The organism is Planomicrobium soli, assembly GCF_003014655.1.
Taxonomy (GTDB): Bacteria; Bacillota; Bacilli; order Bacillales_A; family Planococcaceae; genus Planococcus; species Planococcus soli_B.
In genome coordinates this window covers 14,375-31,653 of record NZ_PYAT01000005.1, presented here as the reverse complement: position 1 = coordinate 31,653, position 17,279 = coordinate 14,375, and the positions used below count along the sequence as shown (strand labels likewise).

Below are 17,279 nucleotides of genomic sequence, written 5' to 3'. Positions count from 1 at the left end.
GTTGTCAGAAAGTTCCTTCTATACCTTCATAGTACGGGATAGCCGTCAGAATTTCATTATGTTGTTGCCTAGTATGAACGTTAAAAAAATAACCATTCATGGCAGGCGCTATTCTGTTGCAAACAACTTCTTTTTCTACCATTCTTTTCTTTCTTAGGAATTGACCGTCTTGCTACTTTCCCCGCTCAGAGCAAAGCCTTATACTAACATTATAATCAGAATACTCAAAGAATGAGGTGAGCGATTGGACTACTCCTTTTCCCCGCTTGGCGATCATTCGATTATTATCGAAATCGGCCAGGAAATAAGCGAAGAAGTGCAAAACCAAGTTCGGACAATTTCTCAGCTTCTTGAAAAAAAACAGCCCCGCTGGCTGTTGGAAATTATTCCAGCTTTCACGACCATCGCGGTATTTTACACGCCCACGGTAGCTTCTTATGCTACGGTGGAAGCCGAGCTGAAAGAACTGTTGCAGCAACCAGAAGAAGTGGCAGCTTCTGAAACTCGAACGGTAGAAATTCCCGTTTGCTATGGCGGAGAATTCGGGCCAGACTTGGAATTTGTAGCAGAACATAATGGCTTGACTCCGGAAGAAGTTATCGACATCCACACAAGCGGCAGTTATTCTGTCCATATGATCGGGTTTGCCCCAGGGTTCCCCTTCATTGGCGGCATGTCCGAGAAAATCGCAGCGCCCCGGCGCGATTCACCTCGCCTCCGCATACCTGAACGGACAGTAGGCATTGCCGGCAAACAAACGGGTGTCTATCCTATTGAAACCCCAGGCGGCTGGCAATTGATCGGCCGGACGCCTATCCGGCTTTTCCGCCCGGACCAGGAAGTGCCAAGTTTATTGCGGGCTGGCGACAAAATCATCTTCAAGAAGATCACAGAAAGCGAATACTATGCATGGAAGGAGGAAGATCATGCTGCAAATCATTAAGGGCGGACTTCAAACTACTGTGCAAGACTTAGGGCGCTATGGCTATCAAAAGTTCGGCGTTATCACAAGCGGTGCCATGGACCCGTATGCCCACCGGTTAGCCAACTTGCTGGTAGGCAACGATGAGAATGCCGCAACCTTTGAAGTCACTCTGGTCGGACCTACGATCCAATTCGAGAGAGACATGTTCATCGCCTTATGCGGCGGTAATTTGTCTCCTAAGATTGACGGCCATGCAGTTGACTTCTGGCGTCCACTTGCTGTCAAAGGCGGCAGCACGTTGTCATTCGGTGCACCAAAGGCAGGCTGCCGCTGTTATTTAGCTGTATCCGGAGGCATTTCCGTTCCTGAATTGATGAACAGCCGTTCCACTTATTTAAGGGCGGAAATCGGCGGCTTTCAGGGGCGGTCATTAAAGGCCGGCGACCGAGTAGAAGTGAACCCTACTCCTGCCAAGCAGCTTGCTTCCTTTGATAAAGCTTTATCCAAAGACACGGATTGGCAAGTGCCTGCTCCGCGTTACTCAACGGCCCCTGTCATCCGAATGATGAAGGGACGGCATTATGAATTATTTGACGAAGAAAGCCGAAAAAGTGCCTTTACGGATTTTTTCACGGTGTCTTCAAACTCTGACCGCATGGGTTACCGGTTGGAAGGAGGCGCATTGGCGCTCGAAGAACCTGCTGAGTTGATTTCCGAGGCGGTGGCATTTGGTTCGATTCAAGTACCTGCCGATGGAAATCCGATTGTGTTGCTTGCGGACCGCCAAACGACCGGCGGCTATCCGAAAATCGGCCAGATTGCTTCAGTCGACTTGCCGCTCGTCTCACAGCTCAAGCCTGGAGACCGCCTTCGCTTCCAGGAAGTCACCCTCCAAGAAGCTCAGCGGCTGTGGATCGAGCAGGAACATAGAATACAGCAATTGAAAATCAGCATTCAGCTAAAATGGGAGGAATGGGAATGAATTATAAAGTGGATTTGAACTGCGACATGGGTGAAAGTTTCGGAGCCTACACATTAGGCCACGATGCCGACATACTGGAGTATGTGACGTCTGCGAACATCGCTTGCGGCTTCCATGCCGGAGACCCGGCAACCATGCGGAAGACAGTGCAACTAGCGCTTGAAAAAAACGTCGGCATCGGTGCCCACCCTGGCCTCCAGGACCTTGTTGGCTTTGGCCGGCGCAATATGGCCATTTCCCCACAGGAAGCCTATGATCTGACGGTTTACCAAATCGGCGCCTTAGCCGGCTTTGTCCAAGCAGAAGGCGGGCGTTTGCAGCATGTAAAGGCACATGGCGCACTTTACAATATGGCAGCCAAAGATGCCGCCTTATCCCAGGCGATCGCTGAAGCGGTCTACAAGATTGATCCGGAGCTGGTCTTGTTCGGATTATCCGGCAGTGAAATTGTTAAAGCCGGACAAAAAATCGGATTGCGGACGGCAAATGAAGTATTTTCCGATCGCACTTATCAACCTGATGCCACATTGACACCCCGGACTCAATCCAATGCGCTGATCACTGATCCTCAAACAGCCATTAGCCAAGTGGTAAGGATGGTGAAAGAAAACAAAGTTCGAACGGTCGAAAATCAAGATATTGAAATTCAAGCGGATACTATTTGCATCCACGGCGACGGCGCGACGGCGCTCGATTTTGCTGTCGAAATTTCCAGGACATTTCGCGATACAGGCATCGATGTGCTGAAAGTACAGGAGTTCATATAATCGATTTGCGAAAGGAGTGAATGGCATGAAAAACACCAACCGCAGCATTTTGCTCGGCGCGGCTTTTCTTATGGCAACTTCAGCAATCGGACCAGGGTTCTTGACACAGACAACTGTTTTCACCGATACTCTTCTCGCTTCATTTGGTTTTGTTATTTTAATTTCTGTACTTATTGATATCGGTGCTCAAACCAATATTTGGCGCATTATTGCCGTGTCAGGAAAACGCGCCCAAGACATAGCCAATGACGTGCTGCCCGGCCTGGGTTATTTTTTGGCTTTGCTGGTAGTCATGGGTGGCCTTGCTTTCAACATCGGGAATATTGGCGGTGCGGGCCTTGGAACAAATGTGCTTTTTGGTATTTCCCCACGAACCGGCGCCCTTTTAAGTGGAGTTTTGGCAATCGGTATTTTTGTCGTCAAAGAAGCCGGAAAAGCAATGGACCGTTTTGCTCAAATACTTGGTTTTGTCATGATTGGCTTGACAGTCTACGTCATGATCGTCTCACAACCTCCTATTGGAGAAGCAGTGGTCAAAACATTTGTGCCGGATACCATCGATATTTTTGCCATCGTCACCTTAGTCGGCGGTACAGTGGGCGGCTATATTACCTTTGCAGGAGGCCATCGGTTGATTGACGCGGGGCTGACCGGCAGAGCGGCGCTTCCGGAAGTAACGCGCAGTTCCGTTTATGCAATTGGTATCGCTTCCCTTATGCGCATTATCTTATTCCTAGCGGTTCTTGGTGTCGTCTCCCAGGGCTTAACGCTCAATCCGGACAATCCACCGGCCTCTGTTTTCCAATTGGCTGCCGGGAATATCGGATATAAAATTTTCGGGGTTGTCATGTGGGCGGCGGCCGTTACATCCGTTGTCGGAGCAGCCTATACATCCGTATCTTTTATTCGTACATTCAGTCCCGCATTAGACAAATACCACCGGCTGCTAACTATCGGTTTTATCATCATTTCAACTGCCGTTTTCGTAACAATCGGCCAGCCGGTGCTGATTCTTATCCTTGTCGGATCCTTGAACGGCCTAATCTTGCCTATCGCTTTAGGGGTTATGCTGGTGGCTGCCCACAAGGAAAAAATTGTCGGCGACTATAAGCATCCATTATGGATGACCATTGTCGGCATAATAATCGTTATTGCCATGGCTTGGATGGGGATTTATACGTTGTCGAACGGGATTCCCCAGCTATTCAAATAAGGGAAAGAAACTCCCGGGAACGCGATTTATTGTGTTCCCGGAAATATTTAATAGAATGCTTTACAGAATAGGATGGGCTTTACTTGAAACAAATACCTTATCGGCATTATTCAGCCCCACTTTTTATGATGACAATTTCCTTTCTCGGCTGGTCGACTGCAGCTTATGCGCTATTCCATCTGCCTGCAATTGATGAACCTTTTGAATTGCTCTTTTTATTGGCTTTCATCTTCATTTGCGAGTATTTTCCGATGCCTTTTCGAAAAGGCAATTCTTCCCTTACGTTTCCAGTCATTTACCTGACTTACTTAATCTACGGGATAGAAATTGTTACCTTGCTTTATTTTATCGGTGTGTTGTTGACAACGTTATTTAATAAACGGCCAATCCGCATCGTTTTTTTCAATCCGGCTCAGTTGACGCTTAGCTTAACGCTGGCCCATTTATTAAGAACCTGGATCACGCCGCTGCTCGATTTCCCTGAAACTGCAACGATCGTTTTGTCATTCCTGCTGTTTTTAGGATCATTTTATCTTTTCAATAATCTACTCGTTGACCTGGTTCTGCTGATGCGTCCCGAAAAGTATACATTATCAATTTGGCTTGAAAAAGGGCGCGGTGAACTTTTAAGTTTTTCCATATCGTTAGTTTATGGCTTTCTTCTTCATTTTTTAGGCAATCAAAATCGCGGCAACGTGGATATTTTTTCTTATTTTTTCTTTTTGTCTCCTTTAATTTTCCTTGCCATTATCAGTTCGATTATCATCCGTTTGCGTGCCGACAAGCAGCGGCTTAAGGCACTTTTCCATTTCTCATCGGAGTTGAACAAAGTTATACCCGTGAAAGACTGGGAAGAAGACATTAAGCGATTAATAAGCGAAGTAGTCTCTTATGAAGAAAGCTTTTTATTCACACGAGATGAAAAAGGAAAATGGCAGCTCGCTATTTCAGAAGGGACCCTTGATTTAAGTCCGCATCAATTCCAGGAGTTAGAAGTACTAAACCAAGTAGCAACGTTAAAGGTTTTCAATAAAGAAGACTTGCAACAAGCGCCGCTTGCTCCTTATTTCAATAAAACCATCCAGGCACTGGTTTATGCTCCCTTGGTTTTGGACAACGACCAGGTCGGATGCCTGATCATGGCAAAAATGCGTACCAACAGTTTTATTGTCGAAGATGTCCATTCCATCGCCACCATCGCCAACCAACTGGCTATTTTCTTGAAGACACAAATGCTGTTTTCAGAAAAAGAACAACGGCTGTTGCTGGAAGAGCGCAATCGGATTGCACATGATATCCATGACGGAATCGCCCAGATCTTAGCGGGGGTAATTATGAAATATGATACAGCCGCGAAAAAAATCTTTTCACACCCAAAAGATGCACAATGGCTCATCAACGACAATAACAAAATTCTTAGAGCCGGATTGAAAGAAATCCGGGATTCCATCTATGCACTGCGCCCCTATCCGACCGAACAACTGGGGCTTCATCTGGCCATAAAAAGGAAAATTGCTGAAGTAAAGCAAAATAGCGACGTTGGAATCAATATCTCTTTTGAAAGCCAGGGCTATCAAAGCAAATTAAGCTTGCCGGTGGAAAAAGTGATCTTTTCCATCATTCAAGAAAGCATGCAAAATTGCATCAAGCATGCAAAAGCTTCAAATCTTACTGTTTCATTAAGTTACGCTGAAGACCATATTTTTTTGAAGGTCAAAGATGATGGAATCGGCTTTTCGCTATACCAGGCGATGACAGCCGCCATGAAGGAACCTCATTACGGCATTCTTCAAATGAACGAAGATGCGGAAAAAGTGAACGCCACTCTGCAAATCGAAAGCAAGGAACGAGAAGGAACGGAAATTTTGGTAAAGATTCCTTTAGTGGGATCTAAGGGAGGCATACAGGTTTGATCCAAATCATTTTAGTAGATGACCACGCCATTTTAAGGGATGGCTTGAAAACGCTTATCGGACAAGAAAGCGACATGAAAGTTATTGGAGAAGCGACAGGACACAGCCAGTTGATGGAAATGCTGCCACAAGTAAATCCGAACGTTATCATGATGGATATCAATATGTCGGAAATGAATGGCATTGAATTGACGAAATGGGTAAAAAGCAATTATCCCTCCATTAAAATCATCGTATTGACGATGTACAAAAATGACGAATACTTTATGGCCGCTATTCGGGAAGGAGCCGATGGCTATTTGCTGAAAGACTCGCCTTCAGCAGATGTTATTTCCGCTATCCGCATGGTAAACAACGGAGAATCCGTCATTCCTGCAGTGATGACAAAAAAACTGCTGTCTCTGCATCAAACGGAAAATAAGTCAGAGGACAACGCACTTTCCCCGAGAGAAATGGAAGTCTTATTAGGGCTAGTAGAAGGATTATCAAATAAGGAAATAGCGGATCGGCTTTACATCAGCGATAAAACAGTAAAAATTCACGTCAGCAACATCTTCAAGAAACTGAATGTGAAGAGCCGTTCGCAAGCTATCATCTATGCAGTCCAGAATCAATTGGTTCCCTTGCTGTAAAGTGAAGGCGTCACCGGCTGTAGAGCCCTTTCATGTTTCGAAGCTAGCGTAGCGATGCAGAAACAGGAGCAGCGGTTTTCCAGCGGCACAGGCCCGCGGACAGCGTCCGCCTGGAGTGAAGGAGCCGGCATGGCTTCTTTACTAGGCACATTTTTATTCTATAAAATGAACCAGTATTCTTTTGTCTACAGGTTCAGGCGTCACCGGCTACTACCTTAGTAGTAGCCGGTGACGCCTTTTTGTGTAGTCCAAATACGCCCCTTGGCTAATAGTTTAAACCACTATTTCATGCCAAGATAAAATAGATTCACTATTTTGAAAAAGGAGCGGTTCTTTCATGAAAAAGAAATTGAGTATTATCGGGATTTTCTGTTTAGTATTTTGCCTTGTTTTCACCCCATTTTCAACTGGTACCCAACAGGCATCCGCATCTGAAGGACCTATCATTGATTCAAAGCTGACACAATTGCTGCAAAAAGTTTCGGGGCCAACCGAAGTGATCATCACTTTCAAAAATACCGCCAAAGTAGAAAACACACATCTTCTCTCACTACAAAATCTAGGAATCAAGAATGGCGTCGTGTTTAAGAACCTTCCTTTTGTCGGAGCCCTGCTGACAAAAGAACAGATTGCAAAGCTGTCAACGTTAAACAACATTCAATCCATTTACCATAATGCTCCTTTACAATACGAAAATGAAACTTCAACTGCATTAACAGGAGTTGACCAAGTCCGGCAAGATCGTTCATTCCAAACTGCCAATGGCGGATTCCCATTGACTGGAAAAAACATCGGTGTTGTTATCAATGACAGCGGCGTAGACGGGACCCATAAAGATCATGAGCTTGGCCGCAATTTAAAACAGAATGTTTTGGCCAGCTTAAACTTAAACAGCACACTTGGTTTTGCCCCTATCACTTACTTGGAAAATGTGCCAAATACCGATTCAACTTCTGGCCATGGCACGCATGTAGCTGGAATTGTCGGTGGTACTGGCGCCATGTCCGGCGGGAAATATGAAGGAGCTGCACCAGGCGCCAACTTGATCGGATATGGTTCTGGCGCTGCTGTTGCAATACTCGATACAATCGGCGGATTTGATTACGCTCTTACTCATCAGCAAGAATACAATATTCGCGTTATTACCAATTCATGGGGCGATACAAGCGACTCGAACACGGATTTCGATCCAAACCACCCGATCAACATCGCGACAAAAAAATTGTATGACCGCGGAATTACGACAGTCTTTTCCGCTGGCAACTCCGGACCTGGAGAATCGACCATTTCCGGCAATTACAAAAAAGCACCTTGGGTTATTACAGTTGCAGCTGGAGATCAAAACAAAAAGCTAGCTAATTTTTCGTCAAGAGGCGTCAAAGATAAAGGCGGCTCTGTCATTGTAGACGGCGAAACATTCCAATGGGCGGACCAGCCAACTGTAACAGCGCCTGGAGTGGATATCATTTCTACACGTGTTCTTTCACCGCTTTCACCTTTAAGTTTGCAAAAAGACGCTGCCAGCATATCACCAGCCCATTTGCCGTATTACACGACTTTCAGTGGAACATCAATGGCTGCGCCTCATGTTGCCGGCATCATTGCTTTGTTGCTTGAAGCTAAACCGACTCTTTCATCTTCGGAGATCAAAAAATTGTTGCAGCAAAGCGCCACTCCAATGGACGGCTATGCAACTTGGGAAGTCGGTTCCGGTTATGTGAACGCTTATCAAGCTGTGAAACTGTTAGAATAAATCCTGCTGTTTACCCCCATCTTGCCAGGGGGTAAACTTTTTTCTTAAAAATACTGCATTGGTAGTAATCACTATAGTTCTTTTTGTTTTCAATATACTCCCTAAGAAGAATAGGAAAAATTATCAACAAAAGCAATAATAATAACATAAGTTTTCAAACTATTATGAAAAGAGGATGAGGAATGAAAAAGCTATTATTGAGCATTATGATGATTTTTTTAATTTTACCAGCATTTTCTACTGCCCATGCCAACAGTCTGATCTCTACCGGCAAGACAGTAGTAGAGGAAAAAGTTTGGTCGGCTTTTGAGGATAAAGCTGTAGCACAAGTTATTGTGACTTTTCGCGGCGATCAAAAACCAACAACTTCGCAGTTGGACCTCATCAAAAAATTAGGAATTCAATCAGCAATCTCCATGCAAAGCCTTCCAATTGTAGGGGCGGTTGCTACAAAGCAACAAGTAGAGCAGCTGGCTCAGCACGAAGATGTGCAATCCGTTTATTTGAATGAAAAGCTAAGCTATTTCAATGCTGATGCTACAGCCATTACTGGAGTCGACAAAGCACAAGCCGACGCTGACTTCCAAAAACAAAATGGCGGCTTCCCTGTCTCCGGCAAAGGAATCGGTGTTGTAGTCAATGATAGTGGTGTAGACGGCACTCATAAAGACCATGAACTGGGCAAGAATCTGGTCCAAAATGTTTTAGGAACGACAAATCTGCAAGGTACGGGACTTGTTCCGATCTCCTATACTGAGAATATCATCAACACAGATACGAACTCTGGCCATGGAACACATGTTGCAGGCACTGTCGGCGGCACAGGAGCTCTTTCCGGTGGCAAGTATGCTGGAGCTGCTCCAGGAGCTGATTTGATCGGCTATGGTTCAGGAGGTGCGCTTTTCATCTTGGATGGCATCGGCGGATTTGACTATGCCGTTACCCACCAAAGAGAATACAATATCCGTGTCATTACAAATTCGTGGGGCTCTTCTGGCGATTTCGATCCAAACCACCCGATCAATATTGCAAGTAAGAAAGCATACGACCGAGGAATTGTTGTCCTATTTGCAGCAGGAAATTCCGGTCCTGGCGAAGATACTCATAATCCATATTCAAAAGCTCCATGGGTCATTTCTGTAGGTGCTGGTGAAAAAGACGGCACACTGGCAGGGTTCTCTTCAAGAGGAACAAAAGGTGTCGGTGGAACTTTTGAAATGGATGGGAAAACATGGACATGGGAAGACGCCCCGACAATAGTAGCGCCTGGGGTTGATATTGTCTCTACCCGCACAATTTCACCTGTTACTTCTCTAGCTGCTGAGCAGGACTTGGCGACGCTTGAACTAGCGCACCTTCCGTATTACACAATTATGAGTGGAACTTCCATGGCTACTCCGCATGTGGCCGGTATTACAGCTTTACTTTTAGAAGCAGATCCAACACTTTCTCCTGATGAAGTGAAAAATACTTTGCAACAAACAGCAACAAACATGCCAGGCTATGAAGCATGGGAAGTTGGATCAGGTTATGTGAATGCCTACGCGGCACTGGACGCTGTATTCAATGGAAACGTATACGGTGCTACGTTAAATAGCACAAAAAACTTCAATGCGAACGTCACTACAGATACAACTCGTGAAAATTTCGCAGTAGACTATACGGTGTCTGCCAGCAATCAGCACAACTTTACCGTAAACCCGGGAACATCGATTGTTGCTGCAAAAGCAAACGCTGCTGGCCTGCTTGAACAAACAGGAAACCCTGTAAACTTAGTACTTATTGCTCCAGATGGCACCGAATTCAATTCGGGAGTCAGCTTGTTGTTTCCTACCACTTATGACCGGACTGTTATCGTCAACAGCCCAGTTCCGGGAAATTGGAAATTAGAAGTGCGCGGCCTTAAAGGCAATGCCTTAAATCCTATCGGACTTGCGCTTCCGGAAACCGTAAAAGGGACAATTGCCTTCACGCAAACCGGACAAATTACCGGCTTATCGGATATTGCAGGACATCCTGCTGAAGCTGCCATTGTAATGGGCATCGAAAACAGACTGTTTGATTCTTATACGAATGGCACATTCAAGCCTGACGCCAAACTGACAAGAGCAGAATTAGCGAATTATTTGGTCATGGGGGCTGAAGTTCGCCAATCTTTGCCTAAGACTGCCAGCTTTACGGATGTTCCAGAAGCGGTTCGCCCATTTGCAGAAGCAGTTGTTGCAAAAGGAGCTGCTTTCAGAGACAACGCTCAAGCTGCGAAAGGCGTTATGTTGCCTAAAGCAAACGGATCTTTTGATCCTAAGGGAACTGTTACCAAAGCTGAACTTGCTTACTCTCTTGTTCAAAGCTTAGGACTTCAAAAACAAGCAGAAGCTTTCAACGGCGACGTAACGGTTCAATACAACAACCAACGAGTCGCTGTTAAAGACCAAGCGAATATCCCTTCGCATTTGAAAGGATACGTTCAAGTTGCGCTGGATTTGAATATCTTAAATGCTAAATTCTCGGTTACCCAAGGAAAGTACGATTTGAAACCTACTGTAGAAGCAGCATTTTCTCCAACTGAACAAGTAACACGCGGTGACTTTGCAGTCGCTTTCAGCCGCCAATACGGCGCATTCTTCGCTAAATAACCAAAGCAGAAAAAATCCCTTCGTCTTAGGACGAAGGGATTTTTTGTTTCACTTAAGTTTTCTACTGCGTCTTTACTGGGCTAATTCCTTCTGGATGAATTGGGTGATTTGCTTCCAATAGGAAAGGTTATGTGGAACAAGGTCTTTATTGCCGATGCTTTTTCTGATTGCTGCTTTCCGTCCCTTTTCATCCGCTACAAATCCTTCCACAGTGATGCTCTTTTTTAATCCCGAACACAGTTTGTAGAATTCTTGAAAATCTGCTGTCACAATTCCAGCCACTTCTTCCCTTTGCAACCTATACATTGCGTCAATGTTGCCTTCCGTTAAATACAAAAACACATGGCACCGTTCGTTGTCTATGAAATCATCTCTAAAAATCTGATCTTTAATGACCCCAAGTGGGATAAGCGCTTCAAAAGATACGGCAATCCCCAATTCTTCTTCGATTTCCCGCACACCATCTTCCATCGTTTCGTCCGATAGAATATGACCCGCAGCCGTAATATCAAACATATTGGGAAAGTCTTTTTTGTCTCGGCTTCGCAGTTGAAGGTGGATGGTGTCTTTTCCCTGCTTCCGGCTGACAAACCAACAATGGAATGTCTCGTGCCAATGGCCTTTTTCATGGATTTCCTGCCGAGTGGCGACGCCTAAAGAAACGCCATCCTCATCGCATACTGTAATTTTTTCCGCTTCCACCCTTATGCCTCCTCAGTATAAAAAACCGGCAAAAAATGCCGGTTTTCCATGAACATTTTATTTTTCCCCGATCCAAACCGTTACCCGGTTTCTGCCTGCTTTTTTGGATTGGTATAACGCTTGGTCTGCTTCTTCGATAATCTGTTCCAACGTTTTGTTGTTATCAGAAAAACTGACGCCGAGCGAAATAGTCAAATCTCCTTCCGGCTGCTTTTCTTCGCCCTCAAATTGGTAATCTTGGACTTTCTTCCGAAAATGATCAGCAGCAGCTTTGGCATTGTCTATACTGGACACCCCTGAATAACAGATGATGAATTCTTCGCCGCCGTATCTGGCAATAACGTCATTTTTTCCTGCGACGTCTTTCAACAACTGGCCCAACGTTCGTAATACCATATCCCCTTTTTGGTGTCCATGTGTATCATTGTATGTTTTGAAATAATCCACATCGAACATTACGATCGATACCGGTACTTTCTGTTCCAAAAGATCTTTCACTCTGTTTTTAAAGAACCGGATATTGGGCAAATGGGTCATCGGGTCTTGATTCGAGAGAAATTCCAGCTCTTTCCTTAACAACAACTTGCTATTTTCTTCGTTGAGCATCAAAGCCATCGACAATACCGCAATCATTGCAAAGAGGAACATTACGATGGCAATTACCGGAGTAATTGGCGTACTTAATAGAAAGGCTGTCGTTTTGATCAATTCAAACAAAACAAATCCTGTCATCAAGCGTTTTATGTTTACAAGAACATGCAATGGATCAGAAGGCTTCTTAACATGGAACAAAGCACCGATGACAACAGGAAGCAAAATGGACTGGATTGTCCCTTCCATTACTGTCGGCCCGCCCAAATAAATCCGGTAAGCAGCTGGAAGGATACTTGATAAAACCCCTACTTTCCATCCACCTATATAGGAAATAAAAAATAGCGGGACCTCCCGCAAATCAATCCGCATTCCTTCATGCAAAAAAGGATGGTACATGACGGAAACCGTTAAAAAATTTATAAAAGCTGCATAGCCTGTAAATGATAATATTGAATTTTTCGTCTCTAGTGAAAGCATCTCTTTAATCCGCAATGCCATATACATCAAGGCGATAATCAGCGCCATGTTTTCCAGAAAGAAAAAAAGTAATTTATCCTCCATTTTATCAATAATCCCCTTTGAGACGTCTAACTGCTTGCCTAAGCCCTCGATTGGGACGGCATGCTGATATGTAATTATTGGATAAATTTGTTTATTTGTCAATGTACTTGCGCTTCTTTAATTTCTAGTGAATGGGAGAGGTTTTTCTTTAGCTGCAATCCACTCCAGAATCTCCATTAAATTGTCAATCACCCCATCAGCTTCTGCCTCATCCCACTGCCTATCCCTTTTCCAAATTCCCTTCATTCCGACATGCCTGGCTGCTCTTACGTCATTTTCTGGATGGTCACCGATAAAAACACTTTCTTCCGGGGCAGCTTGAAGGCATTCCAAGGCTCGAAGGAATAACCTAGCGTCAGGCTTCCTCATACCTTCCCATTCAGAAACTAAAATAGCATCAAAGTAAGGTTCGATATCCAATGCCTTGATGTTATCCATTTGAAACTGCCCTTTGCCGTTCGTAACGATTCCCATACGGATAGAGCGCTTTTTCAATTCGTTAAGCGTCGCAAGCAATCCTGAAAACGGTACGCAATGGTGCTTAAATTCCATAAGGTAGTCCTGCAGCAGCGCCTCCTGGCCAATGCCACAAATCTCAAATTCCACGATAAGCTGATCATACACTTTATCCTTCCACACATAGCCTCGCTTATCCAACTCAATAAACCTGGCGATATACCGATCTTTCGGAATATGCCCGAGCCATTGCCCGAGCCGCTCGTATTGTGTATTCAAAAAACTTAACAGAGAAGTGTCCCGGTCGAGCAGCGTTCCATCCAAATCAAAAAATACTGCTTTGATCAATGCTCTTCACTCCCCTTAGGTGAACCTGCCTATTCGCTCCACTTCGATCAATTCTGTTCCTGTAAAAGTTAGTTTATAAATATCCGGCATGGTGAGACTCTGCCAAAATTGAAAATCGTAGACAGCATTAAAATGATTCATGATCAAGACCATTATATTGCCATGCGTTCCGATAACTATGTTTTTTCCGGCATGGGTATGCAGAAGCTCCATCGTTTTTTTTACGCCCCGAGCTCTTGCGTCGATATTCGACTCTCCGCCTGCCCAGGCAAACCTTTCGTCCTGCCAGACCTTTTCAACGGCGGATGCAAAATCCGGGACAGGCCTTTCGCTTAGCGTCCTTTCACGGAAATCAGCCGCCAGTTCAATGCCATTTTCCGAAATGCCTTTTACCGTCTGAATTGCACGTTTGTAAGGGCTTGAAACAACAAGGTCGATCGATTCCTTCTTCAACAACTCCGCAACCGTACAGGCGTCTTGCAGACCCTTTTCAGATAGTGGACGAGCCAGTTCATCCGGCGTGTAAACCGAATGGGCATGCCGGACAAAATACAAATTAGTCGTCATTCTTCTTCACTCTTTTCTTTAGATTTACCCATCTTCCTATAAATCTCCAACGTCTCAATCAAAAATTCTTTATCCGCCCCTGTCCGTTGGCAAATCCGCTCTGCCCATTCCTCAGTTGTCGACAGCGGTTCTTCCGGAAACAGCCCTTCACTGGTGCTTAAGAAACTTTTCCAATCATCAAATTCCCAATGGGCAATTTCATTCTTATATGGGATGCGTTTTTCAAACAGCGGCTTCGGATATACATGGTTTTGAGAAAATTCGGCCGCCTCCATGAAGAAATCCAATGGCACTGGATCTGTTTCATAGCTTTGCCTCGATTGCTTGCCATTTGGCCGGTGATACACAATCTCCACTCCCCCTGGTTTCGGCAATACTTCCACTTCCGCCGCCGGAAAAAACCCAGTTTGTCGTTCTTTTGTAAACGCCGGATTATCGGCATCAATCAAGATTGGCTGCAGCCACAGATCGCCTAAATCGCATAAATAACGTCTGCCAGAAGCATCTTCAGCTACGAGCCCCACATGGCCATCTTCGGTATTCAAATGGCTGCCGACTGGATAGGCTTTGATACCAGCCTGGGTAAACTCCTCCAACAACCAAATCGCTAAATCAAAACAATTCCCTGAAATTCCGTATTGTTCACGATGAGCTTTCATCAATGCTATACTGCGCTGCCTTTTTCCTTCCGCCTTCGAATAAAACCAGGCTTTTGTAAATGTTTCCATTGGAAAATCATCAAAGCGCTTCCAGATTGCTAAAATTTCTTCGGGTGCTTTCATGCCTTCACCTTCTTTATAAGTATCTTGTTATCTTTTCGAGTTTGCAGCAGCGAATTCCTCTTATCTTCTAAGCCAAAAGAACAGCCTTTACCAATGAGGCCCTTGCTATACATCTAAAAGCCTGCTTCTTCAATTTTGAATTAGCAGGCTTTTCGCATCTCTAATCTAAGTATCCTGACGCTTAATAGAGCTGGCCTCTTCTTCAACATATCAGCATTTCTTTTTTGAGCGAGGCTTGTATCTCTCACCAAACCGTTCCCTCTGCTAAAGCCTCATCAGTTCTTTGTAAAGCTGTTCATTGCTAACAGCCGGTTTCGCGTCCCTTGAAACTAGCGTATCTTCTAGCCCGATACGTGTTCCATGCTTTTGCTTTAATGCATGATCGGCTATACTCCATGTATTGATTTCTTCCCCGTGATGCACTTGTTCTAAAGCATGAGCATGCTTGGCTAAAAAAGCACTAATTCGACTAGCTTGATAAACAGCTTCTTCTATCTTCCAAAAGAACACCTCTATCAATACGCGTTCGCAATATTCATCCAATTTATTCTTCGTGAATAATTCTGCGTCATCCATTGTCCATATGCCAGCTTCAGTCTTGATTGCTTTGTTCTTCAATACTTCCCATAGCGTTAAGCTTCCAGGTTCCGATAGATTTACTGATACATAATCCGGGTTGAATCTCCATCCGTTAATTTGGCGAAGCCGAATTTCGGGAGTCATGCCATCGAATAAATTGGTGCTCAATCCAATTTTGATGTCGGGAAATTGTTGCCGCAGCACTTGCATCTGCGGAGCAAGCAATCTGTTCTCGAAGGTTTCTTTCCCATCCCCATCTCTTAAGTGAATATGAAAGTGTTCTACCCCTAAGTTTTTTAATATGTGGATATCTTTTATAATTTCATCAAGTGTGATTGGTACTCGTGCATGTTCTTGTTTGGTCCGGCCGCCATTCAAACAAACTTGGATTACCATTTCTATTCACCTCGAATGTGAAATCTTGTAGTTTCCCCAGTAAATTTTAATTGGCTATTAATAGCTTTGCAGAAATAACCGGTTTGGAGGGGAGCTTAAAAATGTTATTCATTGATTGGCTATATGATCCTTGATCCAAAGATGGGTTACATCTCCTTACTCACGCTATAAAAATAAACAATTTATCCCTGAAGGAGCAGCTGCTTGTTTTTTTCTTTTCCGAAGCTGTTCGTTGCACTTACCGTTAATGATTTTGGCAGTAGAGGCAATAAACAATACATGATAGTTTGCCTCTTCTTGAACTTTTCGAATCAGCACACTGCAAACCGGATTTGCTGTATTCAAAAGTGATTTTCTTGTGAAAGGGAATCAACCAGCTTGTTCAAAATCTTGAGCTTCTTCAAGTCTTTATGGTCATTTTTTGTTCTCCTATAGCCATCTTGCGCTGACTGGTTATAAACCTTTAAATAATCTGCAAGAGAAAGCTGACAGTACTTAGCCCCCGCCTCTTCAAATACCTCCAGTTTCTTATAATCGACTTCCGCAAACCTTTTCAAATCCTCAGTAAATGCAAAACCGATTTTAATGTCTTCTTTCTGAAACTCATGCTCTTCCAAATCGATCAGCAGATATCCCTGCTTCTTCATCGCTTGCTTCAACCCCCCCCATTTTCCTTGCAGAAAAACCAAAGGCACCAGAATATCAATGTCTTGCGGAGAAAAATCGACTTGTGCCACCTTTGTAAGCCCTAAAGATCCGTATAGAACAGGAACGATTCCCAATTCTTCGTTTAAAAAACTTGAAATCGTTAAGAATTCACAATACAACTCTACTTCATTAGCCATCGGTCTTCCTCTCTCGCTTTTATTTTTCCCATTAATTCAAAGCTTCATTTTCATTCCTTCGTGCGTTGCAATAAATCCGAGCTGTTCATAAAAACGCAGCGCATCTTCTCGCTTTTTGTCGGTTGTGAGTTGCACTAAGTGACAACCCCGTTCTTTGGCGCGCTGAATTGCAAACTGTATAAGCGCCGTGCCGATTCCTTTTCCGCGTTCTGATGAAGAAGTTCTGACGCCTTCAATTGTCGCCCGCCATCCGCCCTGGTGTGTAATATAAGGAGTAAACGTAATTTGCTGAACGCCGACAACTTCTTTTTCAAGAGACGCTACTACAAGCTCATTATTGGCATCAGCAGCAATAGCCTTAAAAGCTTTCAAATAACTTTCTGGCAATGGCTTCTCATAACGCTCTCTCGTACTCCCTAACTCATCATCCGCAAGCATTTCAACAATTCGGTCCAAATCATGTTCTGTTGCTAATCGAAATATAAGTTCAGTATCCACCTGCATTTCCTCCTCGTTACTTAAACATAATCAAAAACCTTAAGACCCGCTTCGTCAAAAAGCTCGATATCTTCTTTCAAATTCCCTAATATGAGTTCCGTAGAATTATCAACTTTTCATCTTCAAAACC

General features: G+C 44.3%; 16 protein-coding genes. 8 read left to right on the top strand and 8 right to left on the bottom strand.

Annotated elements, in window-relative coordinates:
- The first annotated feature begins 244 nt into the window (after positions 1-244).
- From pxpB to B0H99_RS07575, 8 genes are all read left to right on the top strand, one after another.
- Positions 245-943, top strand: a complete 699-nt coding sequence (pxpB, locus tag B0H99_RS07610; RefSeq protein ID WP_106533055.1) for a 5-oxoprolinase subunit PxpB — start codon at positions 245-247, stop codon at positions 941-943.
- Positions 927-1,907: a 5-oxoprolinase subunit C family protein gene (locus tag B0H99_RS07605; protein WP_106533054.1), complete on the top strand. Its 981-nt coding sequence runs from the start codon at positions 927-929 to the stop codon at positions 1,905-1,907. Before pxpB ends, B0H99_RS07605 begins: the two co-directional genes overlap by 17 nt.
- Positions 1,904-2,674 (top strand): LamB/YcsF family protein, encoded by a 771-nt coding sequence (locus tag B0H99_RS07600; protein ID WP_106533053.1) that lies wholly within the window; start codon positions 1,904-1,906, stop codon positions 2,672-2,674. The genes B0H99_RS07605 and B0H99_RS07600 overlap by 4 nt, the downstream gene beginning before the upstream one ends.
- Before the next feature lie 25 nt (positions 2,675-2,699).
- A complete protein-coding gene (locus B0H99_RS07595; protein ID WP_106533052.1) occupies positions 2,700-3,887 on the top strand; it encodes an NRAMP family divalent metal transporter in 1,188 nt (395 codons plus the stop codon).
- An 83-nt stretch (positions 3,888-3,970) separates the two neighbouring features.
- Positions 3,971-5,800 (top strand): sensor histidine kinase, encoded by a 1,830-nt coding sequence (locus B0H99_RS07590; protein ID WP_245894448.1) that lies wholly within the window; start codon positions 3,971-3,973, stop codon positions 5,798-5,800.
- Positions 5,797-6,432, top strand: a complete 636-nt coding sequence (locus tag B0H99_RS07585) for a response regulator (RefSeq protein WP_106533051.1) — start codon at positions 5,797-5,799, stop codon at positions 6,430-6,432. Before B0H99_RS07590 ends, B0H99_RS07585 begins: the two co-directional genes overlap by 4 nt.
- Before the next feature lie 337 nt (positions 6,433-6,769).
- Positions 6,770-8,185, top strand: a complete 1,416-nt coding sequence (locus B0H99_RS07580) for a S8 family serine peptidase (protein ID WP_106533050.1) — start codon at positions 6,770-6,772, stop codon at positions 8,183-8,185.
- 182 nt (positions 8,186-8,367) lie between these two features.
- On the top strand, positions 8,368-10,821 hold the full coding sequence (locus B0H99_RS07575) for a S8 family serine peptidase (RefSeq protein WP_106533049.1): 2,454 nt from the start codon (positions 8,368-8,370) through the stop codon (positions 10,819-10,821).
- 72 nt (positions 10,822-10,893) lie between these two features.
- Here the strand turns inward: B0H99_RS07575 and B0H99_RS07570 are convergent, their stop codons facing one another.
- The 8 genes from B0H99_RS07570 to B0H99_RS07530 all read right to left on the bottom strand — a co-directional run bounded on the left by B0H99_RS07570 (position 10,894) and on the right by B0H99_RS07530 (position 17,155).
- Entirely contained in the window at positions 10,894-11,523 is a 630-nt protein-coding gene (locus B0H99_RS07570; RefSeq protein WP_106533048.1) for an NUDIX hydrolase, read from the bottom strand.
- Positions 11,524-11,580: 57 nt separating this feature from the next.
- On the bottom strand, positions 11,581-12,780 hold the full coding sequence (locus B0H99_RS07565; RefSeq protein ID WP_245894446.1) for a GGDEF domain-containing protein: 1,200 nt from the start codon (positions 12,778-12,780) through the stop codon (positions 11,581-11,583).
- Between the two features lie 15 nt (positions 12,781-12,795).
- Positions 12,796-13,482 (bottom strand): HAD family hydrolase, encoded by a 687-nt coding sequence (locus tag B0H99_RS07560; protein WP_106533046.1) that lies wholly within the window; start codon positions 13,480-13,482, stop codon positions 12,796-12,798.
- Between the two features lie 15 nt (positions 13,483-13,497).
- A complete protein-coding gene (locus B0H99_RS07555) occupies positions 13,498-14,049 on the bottom strand; it encodes a histidine phosphatase family protein (RefSeq protein ID WP_106533045.1) in 552 nt (183 codons plus the stop codon).
- Positions 14,046-14,831 carry a hypothetical protein gene (locus B0H99_RS07550; protein ID WP_106533044.1) on the bottom strand — a complete coding sequence of 262 codons (786 nt, stop codon included), beginning with the start codon at positions 14,829-14,831 and terminating at the stop codon, positions 14,046-14,048. The genes B0H99_RS07555 and B0H99_RS07550 overlap by 4 nt, the downstream gene beginning before the upstream one ends.
- 264 nt (positions 14,832-15,095) lie before the next feature.
- Positions 15,096-15,806, bottom strand: coding sequence for a 3-keto-5-aminohexanoate cleavage protein (locus B0H99_RS07545; RefSeq protein ID WP_106533043.1), 711 nt, complete (start codon positions 15,804-15,806; stop codon positions 15,096-15,098).
- A 341-nt stretch (positions 15,807-16,147) separates the two neighbouring features.
- Entirely contained in the window at positions 16,148-16,651 is a 504-nt protein-coding gene (locus B0H99_RS07535; RefSeq protein WP_106533041.1) for a hypothetical protein, read from the bottom strand.
- Between the two features lie 36 nt (positions 16,652-16,687).
- A complete protein-coding gene (locus B0H99_RS07530) occupies positions 16,688-17,155 on the bottom strand; it encodes a GNAT family N-acetyltransferase (RefSeq protein ID WP_181313614.1) in 468 nt (155 codons plus the stop codon).
- Positions 17,156-17,279: the final 124 nt, after the last annotated feature.

Coding starts and splice junctions, on each gene's coding strand:
- B0H99_RS07550 (WP_106533044.1), bottom strand. CDS start 14,831: ATGAAAGCACCCGAAGAAATTTTAGCAATCTGGAAGCGCTTTGATGAT.
- B0H99_RS07600 (WP_106533053.1), top strand. CDS start 1,904: ATGAATTATAAAGTGGATTTGAACTGCGACATGGGTGAAAGTTTCGGA.
- B0H99_RS07605 (WP_106533054.1), top strand. CDS start 927: ATGCTGCAAATCATTAAGGGCGGACTTCAAACTACTGTGCAAGACTTA.
- B0H99_RS07545 (WP_106533043.1), bottom strand. CDS start 15,806: ATGGTAATCCAAGTTTGTTTGAATGGCGGCCGGACCAAACAAGAACAT.
- B0H99_RS07580 (WP_106533050.1), top strand. CDS start 6,770: ATGAAAAAGAAATTGAGTATTATCGGGATTTTCTGTTTAGTATTTTGC.
- B0H99_RS07575 (WP_106533049.1), top strand. CDS start 8,368: ATGAAAAAGCTATTATTGAGCATTATGATGATTTTTTTAATTTTACCA.
- B0H99_RS07530 (WP_181313614.1), bottom strand. CDS start 17,155: ATGCAGGTGGATACTGAACTTATATTTCGATTAGCAACAGAACATGAT.
- B0H99_RS07555 (WP_106533045.1), bottom strand. CDS start 14,049: ATGACGACTAATTTGTATTTTGTCCGGCATGCCCATTCGGTTTACACG.
- B0H99_RS07535 (WP_106533041.1), bottom strand. CDS start 16,651: ATGGCTAATGAAGTAGAGTTGTATTGTGAATTCTTAACGATTTCAAGT.
- B0H99_RS07595 (WP_106533052.1), top strand. CDS start 2,700: ATGAAAAACACCAACCGCAGCATTTTGCTCGGCGCGGCTTTTCTTATG.